We start from the raw sequence: 19,731 nt of genomic DNA, 5'->3' as shown, positions 1-19,731 counted from the left end.
AATTTCTGAGTATGGGTTATGCCGTTTCTATGACTATGGATTAAACCATCAATTACTTAGAATGTGCTTATCTAAAAATGTCGTTAACTGCTGGGTCACAAATTCAGACTGCTCTAGATTACTAATATGACCGGCTTCTGGGATCAGCACATATTCACTACCATCAATTGCGTCATGCATCAATTGAGCTTCTAGTGGTGGTCGAGGAGCATCTTCCATACCAACCATGATCAACGTCGGTACAGTTAATAACTCAATATCATCAAAAGTATCACGACGACCGAACACCATCTTGCCCACTTGCCCTACTGCAACCGCACGTTCACCTGTAATGCTCGCCAAATGCGCTTTAAAGTTCTTCACGAGTTCTGGCGTATGCTGTTCAGCCTGACGACGGAAGAACAGCGGCGTAATGGCATCAATTATTTCTGTTGGGATCGTTTTTTGCTCAATGATGGTATTTAACATGGCAAAGTATTTTGCATGCAGTACTTCAGGCTCATAACCTAAGAAAGTATCCATCAATACGAGCGCATTAACACGTTGCGGCACTTTTAACGCCAGCTCTGCGCCCCACATGCCACCAACAGACAAACCAATCATAGAGAAGGTATCAACTTCAAGGTGATCAAGCAGTGCTATCACATCATCTGCATAATCACGTAAAGTACGTGTTTTTGCAGGAGCAGCATCCGCGTCACCATGCGCCCATAGCTCAGGCACGATACAGCGATAATGTTGGCTTAATACTTCGATTTGAGGCTGCCACATTTTGCTATCCCATAAATAGCTGTGACCAAATACTAATACAGGACCTGTACCTTGATCTAAGTAGGTTAACTTACGATCTTCAATTACATAACTTTGCATGAATATCCTTATGTGCGTGTTTTTTACACGCTTATTTTACGTTATCAGTTTCACTTTGATATTTGCTATCAATGATTTTCAATCCTTGACGATAGAAAACCCACGCACAAATACCTGCTGCAATGTTACCCACCATCGCGCCAGTAAATAAGCCCGGCAGTCCAGCTAAATGCGAACCTAGCCATAAAATAGGTAGGAAGCAAATAAACAAACGCCATGCTGAAATAAACAGCGCACGCATCGGCATCGCCAAGGCATTACATATCGATACCATGATCATACACACACCTAACGCACCTAAACTAATAGGAACTCGAGTTAAGTGTAAGCTCAACACTTCTTGTACTTTCACATCAGTTGTTAATAACGTACTCAATGGCGTAGCCAGTAAGAATATAACGATAGCAATCACCAATTGCCATACTAGGACAAAACATACCGCGATATTGATGAGCGTCTTGATCCCTTGAAGATCACGACTTCCTAACCGCTTGCCCACCATAGGTGGCATCGACATCGTCAAAGCTAAAACCACAACAATAGAGAAAAACTCTATTCGAGAGCCTAATGCCCATGCAGCTACAGTGGCGGCACCAAAACCCGCAACTAATTTAGTGGCGAGCATAGAAGAAACAGGTGGTAACAGTTGGCTCATCATTGCTGGCGCCATAATATTACCCAGCTCTTTAACTGACTTGCCAATATCAAGCCCCTGCCAATGGAAACTCATCCAACATCGTTTAATGACTAATGGAAAAACCACCAGCATACCAAGAGTAAAAGAAGCAATGGTTGCCCATGCCGCACCATTAATGCCTAATTTGAATGTAAAGATAAACAATGGGTCTAGCACGATGTTAAGTAAACTCGTTACCATCATCATGATCCCTGGCAGCATGGTATTCCCGTTAGCACGGCACAGACTATAGGCAAAATACAACATTGAACCACACCATACGCTTGCCAACCATACAGGCCAATAAGTATCAATAATCGGTAGAACGGTTTCCGGTGCATCTAACAAATGCATAATGACATCACGCAGCAACCAGATAACACCACATAGTGCGGCAATACCAATAGCACCTATTAAAACCACGAGCCCGCCCAGCTGTTGTGCTCGAAGCGCATCATTTGCGCCTAATACACGAGAAATCAATGCGGTTGTGGCAATACCTAACCCTACTTGCAAGCCTATGACGACCATTTGCATTGGAAGCGTAAAACCTTGTGCGGCAAGAGGAAGGACACCTAACTGACCAATGAATGCACTGTCTACAAGCTGAAAGCTCATCAGTGACAGCACACCAAATAACATTGGCCATGTCATTGTAAAAAGCTGTTGAGCTAACGCTCGGGTATAAGGAGATATATTCATGGAAAACTTTACATAAGTGAAAAACAAAAAATCCCCGCAATTGCGAGGATCCTTCAGCTAACAAGAGGCTTAGCGGATAACAAGTTTCACTAAATCAGCAGGACGATAATATACAGATTTAAGTACTTTACCTTTACGGATTACTTTACCTTCAAGGTCAACATCCTGCGCACATTTCGCAATTATGTAGTCCCCTTTCGTACTGGCTGTTAAAGTCACGCCTTGTTTTGCGTAAAATGCTTCGGTATCAGCGTATTCATCAGCATTGCGGCATACTTTACTCATGTTGCTTGAATGCACTTCATTCCAACATGCCATAAAATCGATACCTAGACGTGCTGACATTTGCAATAGAATATCAATCAAGTAGCTAATACCGATATTATCTTCTACTTTCTTATCACCAAGATGAACCAAACGTCCCATTAATACATACACAGAATCGACAATTGCATCGGCTTGTTCAACCAGTGAATCGGCTTCTGCTAATTCTGTCATTTCTTCAACGGCAAGAGAGGTATGTAATGCATCCGCTTGTTCATCAAGCGTTTGTGGTGATTCAATATCAAGATCAAACGTGGAACGAAACTCTCTAATATCGCGGTAAAGATGATCGAAAAGAGGTTGGTCTAGCGCTGACAGTTTCATTCGTTTTTCCTTGTCTCAAATTGTAAAAGCCCAAAATCAAAAAATCTTTATCAATGTTCACAATAAAAATTTTTGATCAGACAACGGCACAGCATACTAATCTAATCAGCGTTTAGATACAAAACCAATTGTCATTTCATTTTTTGATTGTTGGTAAATCCATCACTCACTGTGCGTACAAGTATACTAGAATAAGTTGATTTCAACGCTGCCACATAAACGCAACAAATCAACATCATGATATTGCGATATTAATACTTGATTGTTTGCTTAATTAGTCGAAAATCAACGTAAAATTTTACAACGCTAATGACTTTGGATACTTATATGATTGCAGGTCACCGCGGTGCAAGAGCCGTTGCACCAGAAAATACCTTGGTTTCCATGAAAGCAGCCGCTAATGCTGGCGCAAAATGGATTGAAACCGACACCCAACTGTGTGCTGACTTAATCCCTGTCATTATTCACGATAAAACAGTACGCCGTTGTACTAATGGTTCAGGTAGCGTTCGCCATAAAACCTTAGATGAAATCAAACAACTTGATGCTGGAAGCTGGTTCTCCACAGAGTTTGCTGGTGAAACCATTCCAACGTTACATGAACTGCTAGCTGCTTGTGACGAATATGGCCTTAACTTAAACCTTGAAATTAAAGTGCACTACGAAGAAGAAGTTGCATTACAAGTACAAAAGACCATTGAAACTATTAAAAACTATGGCTTTGATCCAAATCGTCTTATCTTATCGAGTTTCTCTTATAATGCTGTACGACATTGTTTAGAACTGTGGCCTGAAGTACGTCGTGGTTTGATCATTGAAGATTGGGTACCTGATATCAATCGCCTTGATGAAAAGCTTGAGCTATACAGCATTCATCTTGATCATCATTTACTGACTGAAAAATTAGCAAAAGAGATCACTGACGCAGGAAAAGTGCTGCAAATTTGGACAATGAACGATCCCAAAAAAATCACTAAATTCGAGAACTGGGGCGTTTCAACCATCATTACCGATGACCCTGAGCTTTTAATCGCAGCAGCCAGTAATTAATAATCTATGAATAAAGCACTTATATATAGGTGCTTTATTTTATCTCACCTAGTTATTTAAATTCTCCTACTCTTTTTTAATCCAATAAAACAACTATTATTTGTGACTTTTTATATTCCAAAATAATACAAATAATTCGCAATACATCTGTATAAAATGTTTAAGATATTTATTAATCATTAATATTTTATGAACAAGATATATTCAGATTAATGGTTATTTAACCGTATAACCCTCTATATATTCACCATCGATATTGAATGATTAATGTATATTATTATTAAATGATAAACAGCATGGTTAAAATCCATCCTGATTTGGAGCGAAGTTTTCATGTCAGTATATGACACTATATGTATTATGGCTGCAATTGCGGTCTTTATTTCCATCATTAACCATAAATTTGGCCGTTTTCAAACCACGATTGCCATTACCGGTTGGTCTATTGCTATCTCACTAATTTTATTAGCATTAACTCACTTAGGTTATATTCCTGTAAATAAAGAAAATACCTTAATTGAACTCATTCAACATGTTAAATTTGAAGACTTCCTATTAAAAGGCGTATTAGGCTTCCTATTATTTGCTGGCGCTCTCAATATCGACCTGAACCATTTAAAAGATCAGAAGTTTGAGATCACTTTTCTCGCTTTAGCAGGCACTTTATTCTCAACATTCTTTATTGGTATTGTTCTTTGGTTAATATTTAACCTTATCGGTATTAATTTAAATTTCATCTATTGCTGTTTATTTGGTGCTCTTATTTCACCTACCGATCCAATCGCTGTACTTGCTATTGTGAAAAAATTAAACGCACCACAGCGTATTTCTACTCAGATCGAAGGCGAGTCATTATTTAATGATGGTGTTGGTCTAGTTATCTTTGTGACTATTTTTGAAGTTGCTTTCGGAAACACAGCCCCTACTGTTTCAGGAACCGTAATGCTGTTTATCCGTGAAGCCCTTGGTGGTATTGCCTTTGGTGCTGTACTGGGCGGTATTTTCCATTACATGATCAAAAGCTCACATGACAACATGTTACGCCTGATCTTAACCATGCTCATTCCAACTGCTGGCTATGTGATTGGCGAACATTTAGAAGTATCAGCACCACTCGCTATGGTGGTATCCGGTATCATCATTGGTAATATCACTCGTCAATACATCTCAGAGCAATCATCTGAACAGATGGCGCACCTTTGGGAATTAGTTGATGAAATTCTAAATGCAGTACTATTCCTACTGATCGGCTTTGTCATGATCACATTTAGCTTCCATAGTATTGATATTATTGCAGTTATTATTGCTATCCCATTAGTACTTTTAAGCCGTTACTTAAGTATTCGTCTGTCGTATGTGGGCTTTAGTCATTTTCGTCAATACAACCCAGAATCAGTTAAGATCCTCACATGGGGTGGTCTACGTGGTGGTTTAGCATTAGCAATGGCAATGGCGATCCCAGCAGGTATTGTTCTACCGTCACACCCAGATGTAGATGTGAAAGAAATCATCGTATTAATGACTTATGCCATTGTAATTTTCTCGATCCTTGTACAAGGTTCAACTATTACCCCTATGATTTTAAAAGCGAAGGAAGCGGACAATAAACCGTTCTAAGGAGAGACAATGTATTGGATCCATCATCACCACCTTTTAATTGCCTTTATTGGGTTAATTGCTGCATTTGGTGCTGGTGTGTTTGGGCTATATAAACAAAAATAGTATCAAATACTAATTAAAACATTTCTGCTCACTTTAACTAAAGAGATAAACAACATTGTTTGTTTATCTCTTTCTTTATCTAGCACCAAACCACGTATAACAAGAATTTACGCCAACATTACATTAGATCATTTGTTTATTGAGCACGGTAATTTATGCTCTTATTCCCCTATCAGATTGTAGATACCATTAATGACCCACGATAAAGAGAGTTTAATTCCCTTGGGCGCACGCTTTATGCTGCTATCAGCATTAGGCTTTGCCCTCATGTCATCAACCGTAAAATACGTCAGTCAGCTCGGTATTCCTGTATTTGAAATCGTTGCCGCTCGCGCTTTTGTTTCACTGATCATTAGTTATCTCGACCTTAAGCGTAAGGGGATCTCTGTCTGGGGCAACAACAAACCTTTGCTGGTTGTACGTGGACTTGTCGGAACGATTGGACTGTCTTGCGTCTACTATGCTGTAACAACACTGCCATTAGCTGAAGCGACCATTTTGCAGTATATCAACCCAGTGTTTACTGCCATTCTCGCGGTGATATTCTTAAAAGAGCGAGTACAACTCTCTACCCTGATCTGCATTGTACTTAGCTTGTTGGGTCTATTCTTCATCGTCAATCCAACCACGCTCCATTCAGGTGGCTCACATCTTGCGATGTTTAGTGTGATGATTGCGGTAATTGGCGCTTTCGTCAGTGCGATCTCTTATATTATTGTTAAAAAACTCAGTAGCACTGAGGACAGCTCGGTGATCATTTTCTACTTTCCTTTGATCACGCTACCACTATCTATTTTGGTTGTAAGCCAAGACTTTGTAATACCCGATCTAACAACGACTTTATTATTGATCTTGGTAGGTATCTTTACTCAAGTCGGACAACTAGGCTTAACCAAAGCAATGCAAACACAAACGGCAGGTAAAGCAACAGCCTACTCTTATGTTCAAATAGTGCTATCTATCATTATTGGTTTTATTGTGTTTAACGAAGAGCCTTCTATTTGGACGTATATTGGTGGCGGCTTGATTATTGCTGGCGCCTTCGTCAATTTGTTTGGTCACAACATTATGCAAGCGATAAAACGTCGTTCATTCTAGATTCAGCACACATTTTGAAACACAATAAACCATAGCCATTAACAATCCCTTAATGATAACCTCATTAAGGGATTTTTTATGGTAACGGAAGATCATAACCCGCAAAGACTTTATCAGACTCAGCAGGATGCGATGATGATTGAATGTTTCAAAAATCGGCTCTGGTACCAAGAACAAGCTACTAAACAAAATGGCATGCTCAACAATAGTAAAATGACAGTCATCAAACTCAATGATGATCGGCTATTTATTCATAATCCTATTGAGCTATCTGAGCCACTTAAAGTGCAACTAAGTCAGTTAGGCGACATTGCTGCAGTTGTGACTCCTAATAAAAATCACCATCACTTTTTATCAGAATGGTGGCTTGCCTACCCTAATGCCTATTTTTTTGCTGCACCAGGATTACAGCAAACCCGTGGGGATCTCACCTTTGATGATGTTCTACGTCAATACACTCCAACACTATGGCAAGGACAATTACTGCAAACCTTGATCAGAGGAAATGATAATTTTGAAGAAATTGCCTTTTGTGATCCTGAATCTCAAACACTTATTCTTGGTGATACGCTTGCCTGGATGATCGGACAAAAACATCCACTTAATTTAGGTTACGCACTGTTTAATGGCTGTTACTTCAGCCCCGCTATGCCCCTTTTATTACGCCTAAGTTATACCGAGAAAAAATACCTAAGACAGTCAATTCAGGAGATCTTAACCTGGCCTTTTGATCGCATTATTTTTTCAAAGGGAAAAGTAGTCGAGCACAATGGCAAGACAATATTTGCCGATGCATTTCGCTGGTTGTTTCAGTAGTAATTAACCACAAGCTTAACCTAAAGTACGATATTCACAGCAAGCACAATGATTTGTCATAGCTATGACTTGCATTTAAATAATCGCTCAATGTGATTAAAAATTCATCCACGTAAGGTAAAACGTGAGCTAGATCAATACAGATTTACAATCTAAAGCGCATAGTATTCGGATAAAGACAATAAAACATGTCGAACTCATTCGGCAGTAACATTTGGAACCATACTATGAGCCCAGCTAAAATTTATTTGCGTGATCTTATCGGGCTAGCTGTTGTTGGTATGTTTATATTAACAGCGCTTGGCGTTATTTTTTCAATTGTTGGTGTTGTACACTACTTGACCAATGCCAATCATTTAGTTGCGCAAGATATTCGACTTGCCATTACTCATCTCGTGTTTATTGTGCCAGCCTTACTGTTAGGCTATGCCATTAGTCGTCCTCAATGGATTGCTGCAACAAAACAATACCGCATCGAAAAAGCGCGTAAAGAATCCGCATAAACATGCATTAGAGAAAAGAGCCTGACACTGAAGTGTCAACATTCATTGGTACTGTATCTTTCTTTACCTGTGTTTGTGAGGCTCTTTTGCTTAATGCTCAACGATACTCCATTACCAAACATCTACCTGAGTTTACTCAACTCGAAACGTTAATTGATCGCTTACATCAATACCCATTCGCTACACCATTTAGCTATAAAGTTTTAGCCAATATTCCCAGTCCTCTGCATTTCTCAGACTACACAGCAAAACACTTTCCGCTTTATGCTATTCACTTAGGTACACGCTCACCCACTGCGCCATTAATGCTTTTTGTTGGTGGCATTCACGGACTAGAACGCATTGGTAGCCAAGTATTACTGTCGTACCTACATGCCATCACAGAGCGATTAGTATGGGATCGGAATTTACAACACACGCTTCAACATATTCACCTCGTATTTATTCCCTTAGTTAATCCTGTCGGCATGGCTAAGTGCTATCGCTCAAATGGCAATCATGTTGATCTCATGCGCAATGCACCTGTTGAATGCAGTGAAAAAGCGGCTTTGTTAGTCGGTGGACATCGTTTGTCACCTCATATTCCTTGGTATCGAGGGCAAGAGGGACAACCAATGGAAATTGAAGCGGCGGCACTTGCAAGTTATGTGATTACACTGACCCAACATCGACCAGTGACACTGTCACTCGACTGCCATTCAGGTTTTGGCGTAAAAGATAGGCTATGGTTTCCTTATGCGCATAGCGCCATTAAACCTTTTCCTTACATTGGTGACATCTACCATTTGAGAGATAAATTTTCGACCACCTACCCCAATCATAATTATGTATTTGAACCACAAGCACTACACTACTTATGCCATGGCGATTTATGGGATCACATCAGTGAGCAATGTTTAATACAGCAACAATCCATATTACCGCTAACATTAGAAATGGGATCATGGCGCTGGATAAAAAAGAATCCGCTACAACTCAGACAATCACTTGGGATCTTCAACCCTATGCGTCCACAGCGTGTTCAACGAGTCTTACAAAAGCATATCGTACTGATGGATTTTTTGATCAATGCCACTGCAAATTATGGCGCGTGGTTTAAACATAAAGATAACCATCACTATCATCAACAGGCAATCATGCGCTGGTATTCAAAGCCATAAAAAACATTAGTGACGAGAGACATGACAAAAAGACGTACAATCATCTTATTAAGAGGATTATTCCGTGATCAATTTCACTGGGGTGCGTTTGTTCATCGCTTGAAAGAAAACTTTCCCCACCATGATATTTTATGTCTTGATATTGCAGGTAATGGTATCCGTCATAAAGAATCCACCCCTGAAACATTGGATGAGATAGCCAAAGATCTTCATCATCAATTTGTTGAATTACGACACACAGATGATGATAGTGCTGACATTATTGCAATCTCTATGGGAGGTATGATCGCCCTAAAATGGATGGCGCTGTATCCTAACGATATAAATAAAGCCTTATTGATCAATACCAGTACCCAATCATTGTCCCCCTTTTACCAACGCTTACGTTGGCAACGTTATTTCGATTTACTTCATATCCTCGTGCTACCCAATTACAAACAAGAGGAAAAAGTCATCCGCCTGACATCAAACCGTTTATGGAGTCTTGAAGAGCTCGCGGCTATCACACATCAATGGGCAAATTGGAAAGCTGAACACCCTATTTCATGTACTAATATGTACCGCCAAATCAATGCCTGTCGCCAGTTCAGACTATGTAAACAACCGCAACATGCAATACATATACTCGCAAGCCGCTGCGATAAATTGGTTAACTATCAATGCAGCCTAAAACTTGCCAAACACTGGTCACTGCCAATCACCATTCACCCGAGTGCTGGTCACGATATTCCTCTTGATGATCCTGAGTGGGTCAGCTTGCAAGCTAAATACTTTTTCTAATTACCGTTATGATTAAATGCCATTAACGCTATCTATTTAAAGAAGCTACTGCGTAGTAACTCAATCATAGCTCGCGTTTTTTCAGGGATAAAACGTCGTGATGGGTAAACCAGTGTCATCACAATATCTAGCTCAAACGTATCATGCATAACAGGGATTAACTCCCCACGTGCAACTTGCTCTTTAAACAGGACAATCGGAAGTAGCGCAATACCCCGACCGGTTTCTGTTAGCTGCTTAATTAAACCAAAATCTTCTGACACTAGCCGCAGATTCATCCCATCGGGTAACAAGGCTGATGTGTATCGACTTGATAGGATCGGATGCTGGTAAAGTTCATCCATTGTGCCCGGTAACTCCGCAGACTCAAAGTACTTAGGCGAACAAAATAAACGGTTAGAAGATGACAATAATGTTTGTTGCACATAGTCATCATTGATCACATCAACAACATTTGGCAGCAGTTGCAGATCGATATTTTCTCGCTTGAGATCCACGCTCTCATGGCGATGCACAATGTCTAATGTTACATCAGGAAACTGTGCCGAATAACTGTCTAATAAATCGAGGAATACTGGTGATGCGACAACTGCAGCTGGTATCGCAATTTTCAGACGACCACTAAATGCATGCTGTTGATTCTCAAGTAAGCTGACCGCTTGCGTAACATCATTCAAGGGTTGATTAATATACTGATAAAACAAACGACCATTTTCTGTTAATTCAATTTGGCGAGTGGTACGAATTAACAGCTGACAGCCTAAGGCTTGCTCTAGTTCTTGAATGCGACGACTTATTTTTGAACGCTGCATTGAGTGTGCTTTAGCCGCAGCACTTATCCCCCCATGCCTTACCGTTAACATGAATAGGTAAATATCATCGAGTGACGCTTTCATGGCTCACCATTGTCCTAAAAATGAATCATAAGTGTAATATTTATCAATCTTTTTAATCAAATCTGTACTCAATATAATAATGTGATAAAGATCACTATAATGAGAAAAGTATGGCTAATACAGACACAACATTTCGTCGCTGGATGAAAAGCCTCATCATTTTATTCCTTATTTTCCTAGGCTATATCATTGTTGCAGATAGACATATTCCCCTTACAACGGAAAGCCGCGTTCGTGGCTATGTAGTGCAAATTGCACCAGAAGTATCAGGTAATATCACATCCGTTGAAATTAAAAATAACCAAAAAGTCACTAAAGGTGAGGTGCTGTTTACCATTGATCCAAGTAAATATGAATTAGCGGTTGATCGGGCAAAATTGGCATTACAACAAGCTAAAGAGCAAGAGATATCATTAGTTGCACAATCTAAAGCCGCGCAAGCGAATGTTGCGACAAGCAAAGCAAACTATGATAACGCCCATAGTGAATATAATCGTATTAACCAATTGGCAGCTAAGAAGTTAGTGTCTGTTTCTATGCGGGATACCGCATTAGCGAAAGATCGTAGCTCGCTTTCAACATTTCACGCAGCACAGCAACAATTACTGAGTATTCAAGCAAAATTAGGTAAAAAGCCAGATGAAAGCACCATGGTTATGTCTGCTAAAAATGCGCTAAAACAAGCAGAGTTAGATCTTGCCCATACCAAAATTACTGCACCTAGTGATGGCGTTATCACCAACTTACAGCTCGATGTCGGCACAATGGCAAGTGCTAACCACCCAATGCTGACTTTTATTCCAACTAACTCTATGTGGGTTTCTGCAGATTTTCGCGAAAAGTCTACTGCATTAATCAACAAAGATTCTGTCGCTTACGTTGCTTACGACGCCCTTCCAGGGCAGGTGTTTGATTTCCATATCGCTACTCGTGATTTTGGTGTTGCGGCTGCACAAGAAACCCCAAATGGTCAGTTAAGTGCTGTTGAAGTGAATAACCGTTGGGTACGTGATGCACAACGTGTTCGCGTTAACCTTAATAGTGATACACCACTGCCAAAGCAACTCTTTATTGGCTCTCGTGCCACCGTGGTTATTTACCCAGATAACAACCCTGTATGGCAAACACTAGCAAGTCTCCAAATTCATCTAGCTAGCTGGCTACACTACATCTACTAACCGCTGCGCGATCACTCATAAAGTGATCGCCCTTTCTCATCTCTTGATTTAGGAGAATTACATGAAAACAATGCGGATTTGGTTCGGATGCGTATTAGGGCTTGCGATCAGTATGATTTTTGGTTGGCCGTACGGTTTTTTCACCGCTTTACTTCCTATTATGGTGTTGATGAATGCTGAGCGATGGACGCCCTCTATCATCATCCAGTTGATTGTTGGTATCGTTTGGACAACATTACAAGTCACCGTCATTTCAGGATTTTTACAGCCTTACCCATTACTCATGACCGTTGCTGTTGGGCTTATGCTGCTGGGTAAATGTATTGCGATGACCAATCCTAAAACCTATTTGTTTGGTTTTTCAGGCTTATTAATTGGCTCAATCATGTTTAACTTTGGCAGCTACACAGGGTTTGATATTGAAGACTTCAGCATCACGTTATGGATGTGTGGATTAGTCACTGCCCCTATTACTGCACTGGCTTATTTTTTATTTCCAGAACCGACATCAGAACAATCTGCGCCACCAGCAACGAGTAATGCTCAGCGTGTTGATCACATTGGTATGCTACGCCAAACCGCATTAGGTTGGATTGTCGCCATGATTGCTTTCTTATTGTTCCAATTTGGTGACTTACAAGATTCACTATCAGCTCAAGCATCGATCTTTATTGTGCTTGCCCCAATGACGCTCATCGGCTCAATGGCAGTAGCGAAAATCCGTATTACGGGCACATTTCTTGGATGTTTAGCAGGAATGATCATTCAGCTTGGCCTTTACTCTTGGATCAATAATGGCATCTTGTTTTTAATGGCATATGCCATTGCAGCTGGCTTTTTCTGTCGCTGGATTGCACAAGGTTCAATTAAATCAAGTATTGCATTTTCCGCAATGTCAGCGTTAACCGTACCGCTAACAACCGCTTTAGTCCCTGAAAAGAAAGATGCGTTCTTCTCGATTTTATATCGTTTTAGCTCGATCTTTGTTGCTGTTGTACTTACTTCTTTAGTGATATGGATAACCCATCATTTCTTAGTGCGCATCATCAAAGCACCTAACGAGCAGTTTTAATCCCCCAACAAAAAACAGCTAAGTGGTCATGCTTAGCTGTTTATGTTTTATCGTAAAATTAACGAACTAATCGTCTGTACTATGTCCACTTTCATTATGCTCACTTTCATCGTGTGAGCCATGTTCTTCACCATGTTCGTGATCACCATCAGACGAATCAGACTCTTCTTCAACTAATGGCTCTTCCCCATCACTATCAGTCGTTCCTTCTGCGTCACCAGCTGAGCCATCATGATCATGTGATTCTGTTTTTTCCATATGCTGTCCATCAGATGCATGATCAGCACCACCATGATCGTCAGCAAAAGCACCGAATGACATCATTAATGCAAATAAAAATAATATACTCTTCATCAATAAAATCCTTAGTTATCAAAATGATCTCTACCTATGCCACAAAGCCAGCGTCCATTAGCTGCGTTTGACACCCATAAAAGAAAACCAGTCACCATTCTTTTTTGTCGTTATCCCTATTACCTTTCCATCATCGTGGCTGTATTAAGTAGGTATAAGTCAAAAAAGAAAAGTCGCAACACAACGAATGATATAAATCGTTTCATCGTCACATTACATTTTTGATGGTTATATAGATTAAGTTATGGCTAGATCACTGGTGTTAAAAGTGGGATATAACACCAAAAGAAAAATAAACATCTAGAATGAGATAATGGAGGGTAAACAACATGAGTAAATATTTTGCTGCATTTTTGGTTGATTTATTAATAGTTTTTCGCTTTTTATACCTTTGCAGAAAATGAATAACTTAACATTAATAATCAGTAAGAAATTGATTGATATTGAATTTAAAACCTCATTATCGAGATAAAGTAATAGCAAATTATGACTAGGTAAAAAGCAAAAACAGCCAAGTCCTTTGGCTGTCTTAATATTGAGTATCGCTAAGCTAAATCATCCTTAGTGACATTTACGCCTTTAATTTGGGCATAAACCTGCTCACCTATATGCAAATCTAACTCATCTGCTGCCCATGCGGTAATATTTGCCCATAAGTGTGTTTCACCAACACGAAGCTTCACTTCAACACGTTCATCTTCGGCATAATGAATTTTATCCACTCTCGCTGCCAAAATATTACGGATACTGGTTTGTAATGGCATTTCGCGAGCAATAGAGACATCGTTTGAGAAAATACGCACTCGAACCCACTCACCACGTTGTTGATGCAAACGACTTACCCATAAGAAAGCGTCATGACTTAACATCACCTGTGTTAACGCATATTTAGGATGGTTGTAATTCACTCGAGCACTCAGCAGTGAGCTTTGCTCTTTGGCTGGTAACCACGGGCGCATCTCTGGCGAACTCCACACAGAGTTAACATGACCAGAAATCACTACTTTACCTTGGTTTAGCATCACCATAGAATCGGCAAGACGCAAAATCTCATCAAGGCTATGAGTCACATAAATAATAGGAGTGTTAACGCTTTTCGCTAATCGTTCTAGGTACGGCATTAACTCCTGTTTACGCGGCATATCTAGTGATGCTAATGGCTCATCCATTAACAACATATCAGGCTTGGTCAGTAATGCACGACCAATAGCAACACGTTGTTTCTCGCCTCCAGAAAGTGACGAGGGGTAACGGTGTAACAAAGGCTCAATACCAAGCAGTTTTACGACATCATCAAAATGCGCTTCATCAAGCTCTTTCACACCGTAGTTTAAATTACCTTTTACGCTGTAATGAGGAAACAAACGCGCGTCTTGAAATACATAACCAATCTTGCGTTTATCAGGCGATAAGAAGATCTTCTCTGCACTGTTATATAAGGTATGGTCACCAAGTTTGATTTCGCCTTGATCGGGCTTAGTTAGTCCTGATAACACATTCACTAACGAAGTTTTACCTGCACCAGAGCGACCGAAAATCGCGGTGATCCCTTTCATGGGTACGTTTAAATCAACATCTAAAGCTAAATCACCAAGCTGTTGCTTAAATTGGATCTTTAATCGTTTATTTTCCGACATTACATCACTTCCAAGCGTTTTCTTGCCATACGAGTTAACCACTCAGAAGCAAACAATGAAGAAAGCGCAATCACAATCGCTACCACACATAAACGAGCCGCTTCACTTTCTGCGCCCGGTGTTTCAATAAAGGAATACATGGCTAAGGGGATCGTTTGAGTTTGTCCTGGAATATTCGACACAAAGGTGATCGTTGCACCAAACTCACCTAAGGCACGCGCAAAGGCTAAAATAGTGCCGGTCAGAATACCGGGGATCGTTAAAGGCAAAGTGATGGTCATGAACACTCGTAGTGGTGATGCCCCTAATGTACGTGCTGCTTGCTCTAGCTTTTTATCGACTCCTTCTAACGCTAAGCGGATCGAACGAACCATCAGCGGAAACGACACCACAGCAACAGCCAGTGCCGCACCACGCCAGCTAAAACTGAAACTGAAGCCAAACCATTCATACAGCCATTTACCTATTACTCCTTGGCGACCCATAGAGATCAACAGCAAATAACCAATCACAACGGGAGGTAACACTAATGGCAGGTGGATCATCCCATCAAGTAAGGATTTACCCCAAAAATTACGGCGTGCTAATAACCAAGCACAAGCAATGCCGAAAGGAAGGCTACATAGCACTGCCACACTTGAAATTTTTAAACTCAGCAGCAACGCTTGTAATTCATAATCTGTAAGCAAAGCAAACAATCCTGTGTTTCAAACCACAAACCTATGCACTTTCAAGCACAGGGTTTTTAATCATAGCGGTAGCATAAGTAATCAGCTAACTAGAGTCAGTAACGATTTCCATAAAACATCGTAGTTGCTCTTAAAATAAACAAAAAAGCACCGAAATATCATATTCAGTGCTCTTCATTGCTTATTATTTTCGTCTTAAATGACATTTAGGCAAATGTGCTTACTTCACCGTACCAAAGCCATACTGCTTGAAAATAGCTTTAGCTTCATCATGCTGTAAGTATTGATAAAACGCTTTCGCCGCTGGTGTGTCGTTGCCTTTTACTAATGCCATTGGATAAGTGATTGGCTTATGCGAATCAGCTGGGAATATCGCCACAATTTTCACTTTCTTAGAAATTTCCGCATCGGTTTTATATACGATACCTAATTGAGCTTCACCACGTTCAACGAGTACTAATGCAGATCGCACATTGTTAGCACGTGCTAATAGTGGCTCCGCTTGCTTCCATAAATGTAAAAATTCCAACGACTGCTTAGCATAACGCCCAGCTGGTACGTTATCAGGGTTGCCTACAGCCAATCGAGTGCCATCTAAGGCTTTGCTTAAATCCCAACTCGCAGTCAGTGTAATGTTATTTTGAGGGTAATTCGTAGGAGCTACCATCACCAAGCTGTTTTTCAGCACATCAACTCGACTGTTATCAATCACAGCACCCCTGCTGCTCAACATAATCCATCCACTTTTCATTCGCAGAAAGGTAAATATTCGCAGGAGCACCTAATGCGACTTGACGTGCTAGGGCTGAAGACGATGCGAAAGAAAGCGTTGTTTTTACACCTGTTTCTTGCTGGTATTTAGCCGCAATATCATTTAGCGCATTAGTTAATGATGAAGCAGCGAAAACGGTAATATTGTTATCAGTGGCGGAAGCTGAAATAGAAAAAAGTGAGAAAACAGCTGCGGTGGCTAAAACCAATTTGCGTGACATAAAGTGCTCCTAGAAATTCCGATATATAGTAAACTACATATCGAAAATAACAAAGTTTTATCTCTTCCAACCTACGTCCATAAAATTAGGATATTTACCAAGTGCTACATCACTTTTTTCTGGTTAATACAAAAGTTATTTATCATTAAAAAGATAAAAAGCAAACGATTACCTTGGATTTTTATTCTAAAAAAGCATTTTAAAAACCACCGATAGCGACAAAGATCACAAATAAAAGCAATAAATAAAATTCTTATTTTCAATAAAAAATTACTCGGTATTATCTGCGCAAAACCCCATCTCTTCGGTGATACTTGATGTTAAAGAAAACGTTATTAGCAGCTTCATTAGCTACTTTATCTCTTGCTAGCAGCTCTGCTTTTGCTATCGAAAATGTTGATCTTTTGATCAAAAATGGACAAATCCTCACCATGGATCGTGATCGCACTATCTTCGACCGTGGCTTAGTTGCAATTAAAGACAACAAAATCGTCGCTGTAACAGATGGTTCAAATATTGGTGAATACAAGTCAGCAAAAACCATTGATGCTGATGGTGATATTGTGATGCCTGGTTTGATCAACACCCATACTCACGCTTCTATGACAGTATTTCGCTCATTAGCTGACGATGTGCCAGATCGTCTTCACCGCTACATTTTCCCATTAGAGAAAAAGCTAGTATCACGTGAAATGGTACGCATTGGTGCACAACTGGGTAACGTTGAAATGGTAAAAGGTGGTGTTACCACTTATGCCGACATGTACTACTTTGAAGATGAAGTTGCTAAAACCGTTGACCAAATCGGTATGCGCGCAATCTTAGGTGAAACGATCATTAAGTTCCCTGTTGCTAGTGCAAAAACACCAGAAGATGGTATCAAGTACGCAGAAAAGCTGATCAAAGAATATAAAGATCACCCACGTATCACAATGGCATTTGCGCCACATGGCCCATACACCAACTCAACAGAAACACTACAAAAGATCGCTGAGCTATCAATGAAATATGATGCGCCAGTGATGATGCACTTAGCAGAATCTGATCGTGAGCGTGATGTGATTGCTAAACGCTCTGGTGGTTTATCGCCTGTGAAATACATGGAATCAATCGGTGCGCTAAATGATAACTTCATCGCTGCACACGTGATTGATGCTAACGATGAAGACATTGCGATTTTGAAAAAGCACGATGTGGGTGTAGCTCATAACATGAGTGCCAACATCAAATCAGCAAAAGGTGTTTCGCCTGCACTGAAAATGTTTAACGAAGATCTACGTATCGGTCTGGGTACTGATGGCCCAATGTCAGGTAACACACTAAGTACAATTGATGAATTTAACCAAGTAGCGAAAGTACATAAACTGGTTAATAAAGATCGTGCCGCAATGCCACCGAAGAACGTTATCGAGATGGCTACCATTGGTGCAGCGCGTGCCCTTCATATGGAAGATAAATTAGGTTCACTTGAAGTAGGTAAACTGGCTGATGTGATCGTTATCGATACTAAAGCACCAAACATGGTTCCGGTTTACAACCCATACTCAGCACTGGTTTACTCTGCATACGCAACTAACGTTAAGCACACTATTGTTGATGGTAAAGTGATCATGGAAGACCGTAATCTACTAACAGTAAACGAAGACAATATCCGCAAAGAAGCACAAACTTTTGCTGATAAAGTGCGTAAAACTGTAATCGAAAGCGGCGAAATCGTACAGTAACTAATCTCTTATTAGTTAGATATAGGGCAACGAACACGTTTCGCTGCCCTATTTTTTATTCTTTAATATGCTTAAGGTAATAGTGGTAAAGCTGTTCAACATCACCACTGCACATCAATGGTATGGCTTGTTTCAGTTGTTGCTCTGACCAATCCCACCATTGCATTTCCGTTAGCATCTCAATTTGTTCTGGCTGAAAGCGCTGTTTAACCACATGGTTATTGGCAACGACAACAGTATAAGACGCAACATCTTTGGTGATCACTGAACGCGAGCCGATCACCGCACCATTACCAATGTTAACCCCTGGCATTATCATCGCCTCAGAGCCAATCCAAACATCATTACCAATCACAGTATCACCGGCACGCTTAAAACCACTTGGTACATCGTCACCAAACGCATTACCAAACGGGAATGTTGAAATCCAATCAATACGGTGACCTTGATTGCCCGCCATCATGAATGTTGCCCCTGACGCTATAGAGCAAAATTTACCAATGATTAGTTTATCAACCTCGCCGAATACCCCACTTTGCCAAACCTCTTGTGTCACCTGATCACCAAGCAAGTAGCGAACCGCTTGATCCTCAAACGATTTACCATGGTAATAACCAGAATAATAACTGTAGTCACCGACAATGATATTCGGGTTGGTAATAGTTCCTTTTAGCTCCTGACCTTGTAACCATGTTTCAAACTGCGCCATAAATACTCCTACATGCTCAATGCACCTAAGTGTAATGGATCTCAAATCACTGCTGAAGATAATAATCGTTATATTAAATTAAACACTGAAGATAAATACTAACCATATAAACAAACAGTGAATAACAATTAATTAATAGCATCTCCATTAAATTTACAGATAATCGTTTGCTTTATTGTATTTATAGAAATTAGTTCAATTAAAGAAAATATAACTAGCTTAACCATTGTTAATTTTATTAACCTATAAACCTTCCTATCAAAGCAAAATACTGTTATTTATTCAATTAAAGACCATGCCAAAATAGAATATTCTATTTAAACTCAAGATATTATATACTTAATAGGATTTGTATAATGATTATAAAAGCGTCAAGTAATAGTATCTCAACCTATGATGCGTAACCTGATTGATATAGATAAATAAAATTACCCTACCTATTTATCACTTCAATT

18 protein-coding genes and 1 pseudogene are annotated in these 19,731 nt (G+C 40.0%); 10 read left to right on the top strand and 9 right to left on the bottom strand.

Going from position 1 to position 19,731, the window contains the following annotated elements; translation table 11 throughout:
* Positions 1-48: 48 nt before the first annotated feature.
* The 3 genes from Q7657_RS03990 to Q7657_RS03980 form a co-directional block, all read right to left on the bottom strand.
* Positions 49-870: an alpha/beta fold hydrolase gene (locus tag Q7657_RS03990; RefSeq protein WP_107165698.1), complete on the bottom strand. Its 822-nt coding sequence runs from the start codon at positions 868-870 to the stop codon at positions 49-51.
* A gap of 31 nt (positions 871-901) precedes the next feature.
* Positions 902-2,248: an MATE family efflux transporter gene (locus tag Q7657_RS03985; protein ID WP_107165697.1), complete on the bottom strand. Its 1,347-nt coding sequence runs from the start codon at positions 2,246-2,248 to the stop codon at positions 902-904.
* A 69-nt stretch (positions 2,249-2,317) separates the two neighbouring features.
* Entirely contained in the window at positions 2,318-2,896 is a 579-nt protein-coding gene (locus Q7657_RS03980; RefSeq protein ID WP_053988963.1) for a nucleoside triphosphate pyrophosphohydrolase family protein, read from the bottom strand.
* Positions 2,897-3,223: 327 nt separating this feature from the next.
* On the opposite strand from Q7657_RS03980, the gene Q7657_RS03975 reads away from it, so the two are divergent.
* From Q7657_RS03975 to Q7657_RS03945, 7 genes are all read left to right on the top strand, one after another.
* Positions 3,224-3,946: a glycerophosphodiester phosphodiesterase family protein gene (locus Q7657_RS03975; RefSeq protein WP_107165696.1), complete on the top strand. Its 723-nt coding sequence runs from the start codon at positions 3,224-3,226 to the stop codon at positions 3,944-3,946.
* A gap of 333 nt (positions 3,947-4,279) precedes the next feature.
* Positions 4,280-5,563 (top strand): cation:proton antiporter, encoded by a 1,284-nt coding sequence (locus Q7657_RS03970; RefSeq protein ID WP_181319820.1) that lies wholly within the window; start codon positions 4,280-4,282, stop codon positions 5,561-5,563.
* 297 nt (positions 5,564-5,860) lie between these two features.
* Complete coding sequence (locus tag Q7657_RS03965; protein ID WP_107165694.1) at positions 5,861-6,766, top strand: DMT family transporter; 906 nt, start codon at positions 5,861-5,863, stop codon at positions 6,764-6,766.
* 135 nt (positions 6,767-6,901) lie between these two features.
* Positions 6,902-7,582, top strand: a complete 681-nt coding sequence (locus Q7657_RS03960) for a DUF4336 domain-containing protein (protein ID WP_107165918.1) — start codon at positions 6,902-6,904, stop codon at positions 7,580-7,582.
* A 227-nt stretch (positions 7,583-7,809) separates the two neighbouring features.
* Positions 7,810-8,085, top strand: a complete 276-nt coding sequence (locus tag Q7657_RS03955; RefSeq protein ID WP_053988959.1) for a hypothetical protein — start codon at positions 7,810-7,812, stop codon at positions 8,083-8,085.
* Between the two features lie 32 nt (positions 8,086-8,117).
* Positions 8,118-9,245, top strand: a complete 1,128-nt coding sequence (locus Q7657_RS03950; RefSeq protein WP_258178237.1) for a M14 family zinc carboxypeptidase — start codon at positions 8,118-8,120, stop codon at positions 9,243-9,245.
* Positions 9,246-9,266: 21 nt separating this feature from the next.
* Complete coding sequence (locus tag Q7657_RS03945) at positions 9,267-10,025, top strand: alpha/beta fold hydrolase (protein ID WP_053988958.1); 759 nt, start codon at positions 9,267-9,269, stop codon at positions 10,023-10,025.
* Between the two features lie 32 nt (positions 10,026-10,057).
* Here Q7657_RS03945 and Q7657_RS03940 read toward each other — a convergent pair whose 3' ends face one another.
* Positions 10,058-10,921 (bottom strand): LysR family transcriptional regulator, encoded by an 864-nt coding sequence (locus Q7657_RS03940; RefSeq protein WP_107165693.1) that lies wholly within the window; start codon positions 10,919-10,921, stop codon positions 10,058-10,060.
* A gap of 110 nt (positions 10,922-11,031) precedes the next feature.
* Here Q7657_RS03940 and Q7657_RS03935 point away from each other — a divergent pair, with 110 nt between their 5' ends.
* Together Q7657_RS03935 and Q7657_RS03930 are read left to right on the top strand one after the other, a co-directional pair.
* A complete protein-coding gene (locus Q7657_RS03935) occupies positions 11,032-12,099 on the top strand; it encodes an HlyD family secretion protein (RefSeq protein WP_107165692.1) in 1,068 nt (355 codons plus the stop codon).
* 61 nt (positions 12,100-12,160) lie between these two features.
* Positions 12,161-13,171 (top strand): DUF2955 domain-containing protein, encoded by a 1,011-nt coding sequence (locus Q7657_RS03930; RefSeq protein WP_107165691.1) that lies wholly within the window; start codon positions 12,161-12,163, stop codon positions 13,169-13,171.
* Between the two features lie 66 nt (positions 13,172-13,237).
* On the opposite strand, the gene Q7657_RS03925 is transcribed toward Q7657_RS03930, so the two are convergent.
* The 4 genes and pseudogenes from Q7657_RS03925 to modA form a co-directional block, all read right to left on the bottom strand.
* Positions 13,238-13,525 carry a hypothetical protein gene (locus Q7657_RS03925; protein ID WP_107165690.1) on the bottom strand — a complete coding sequence of 96 codons (288 nt, stop codon included), beginning with the start codon at positions 13,523-13,525 and terminating at the stop codon, positions 13,238-13,240.
* A 545-nt stretch (positions 13,526-14,070) separates the two neighbouring features.
* On the bottom strand, positions 14,071-15,162 hold the full coding sequence (modC, locus tag Q7657_RS03920) for a molybdenum ABC transporter ATP-binding protein ModC (protein ID WP_107165689.1): 1,092 nt from the start codon (positions 15,160-15,162) through the stop codon (positions 14,071-14,073).
* Positions 15,162-15,851 (bottom strand): molybdate ABC transporter permease subunit, encoded by a 690-nt coding sequence (gene modB, locus Q7657_RS03915; RefSeq protein ID WP_060989181.1) that lies wholly within the window; start codon positions 15,849-15,851, stop codon positions 15,162-15,164. Before modB ends, modC begins: the two co-directional genes overlap by 1 nt.
* A gap of 220 nt (positions 15,852-16,071) precedes the next feature.
* A pseudogene (gene modA / locus Q7657_RS03910) lies at positions 16,072-16,843 on the bottom strand (molybdate ABC transporter substrate-binding protein).
* A 314-nt stretch (positions 16,844-17,157) separates the two neighbouring features.
* Here modA and Q7657_RS03905 point away from each other — a divergent pair.
* Positions 17,158-18,567 carry an amidohydrolase gene (locus Q7657_RS03905; protein ID WP_181319818.1) on the top strand — a complete coding sequence of 470 codons (1,410 nt, stop codon included), beginning with the start codon at positions 17,158-17,160 and terminating at the stop codon, positions 18,565-18,567.
* 55 nt (positions 18,568-18,622) lie between these two features.
* Here Q7657_RS03905 and Q7657_RS03900 read toward each other — a convergent pair whose 3' ends face one another.
* The gene (locus Q7657_RS03900; protein WP_107165686.1) at positions 18,623-19,276 is read right to left on the bottom strand and encodes a CatB-related O-acetyltransferase; all 654 of its coding nucleotides are present in this window, start codon (positions 19,274-19,276) and stop codon (positions 18,623-18,625) included.
* Between the last annotated feature and the right edge of the window lie 455 nt (positions 19,277-19,731).

The organism is Candidatus Photobacterium acropomis, assembly GCF_030685555.1.
In the GTDB taxonomy this organism is placed as follows: Bacteria; Pseudomonadota; Gammaproteobacteria; order Enterobacterales; family Vibrionaceae; genus Photobacterium; species Photobacterium lucens.
This window is presented reverse-complemented; position numbering and strand designations above follow the sequence as displayed.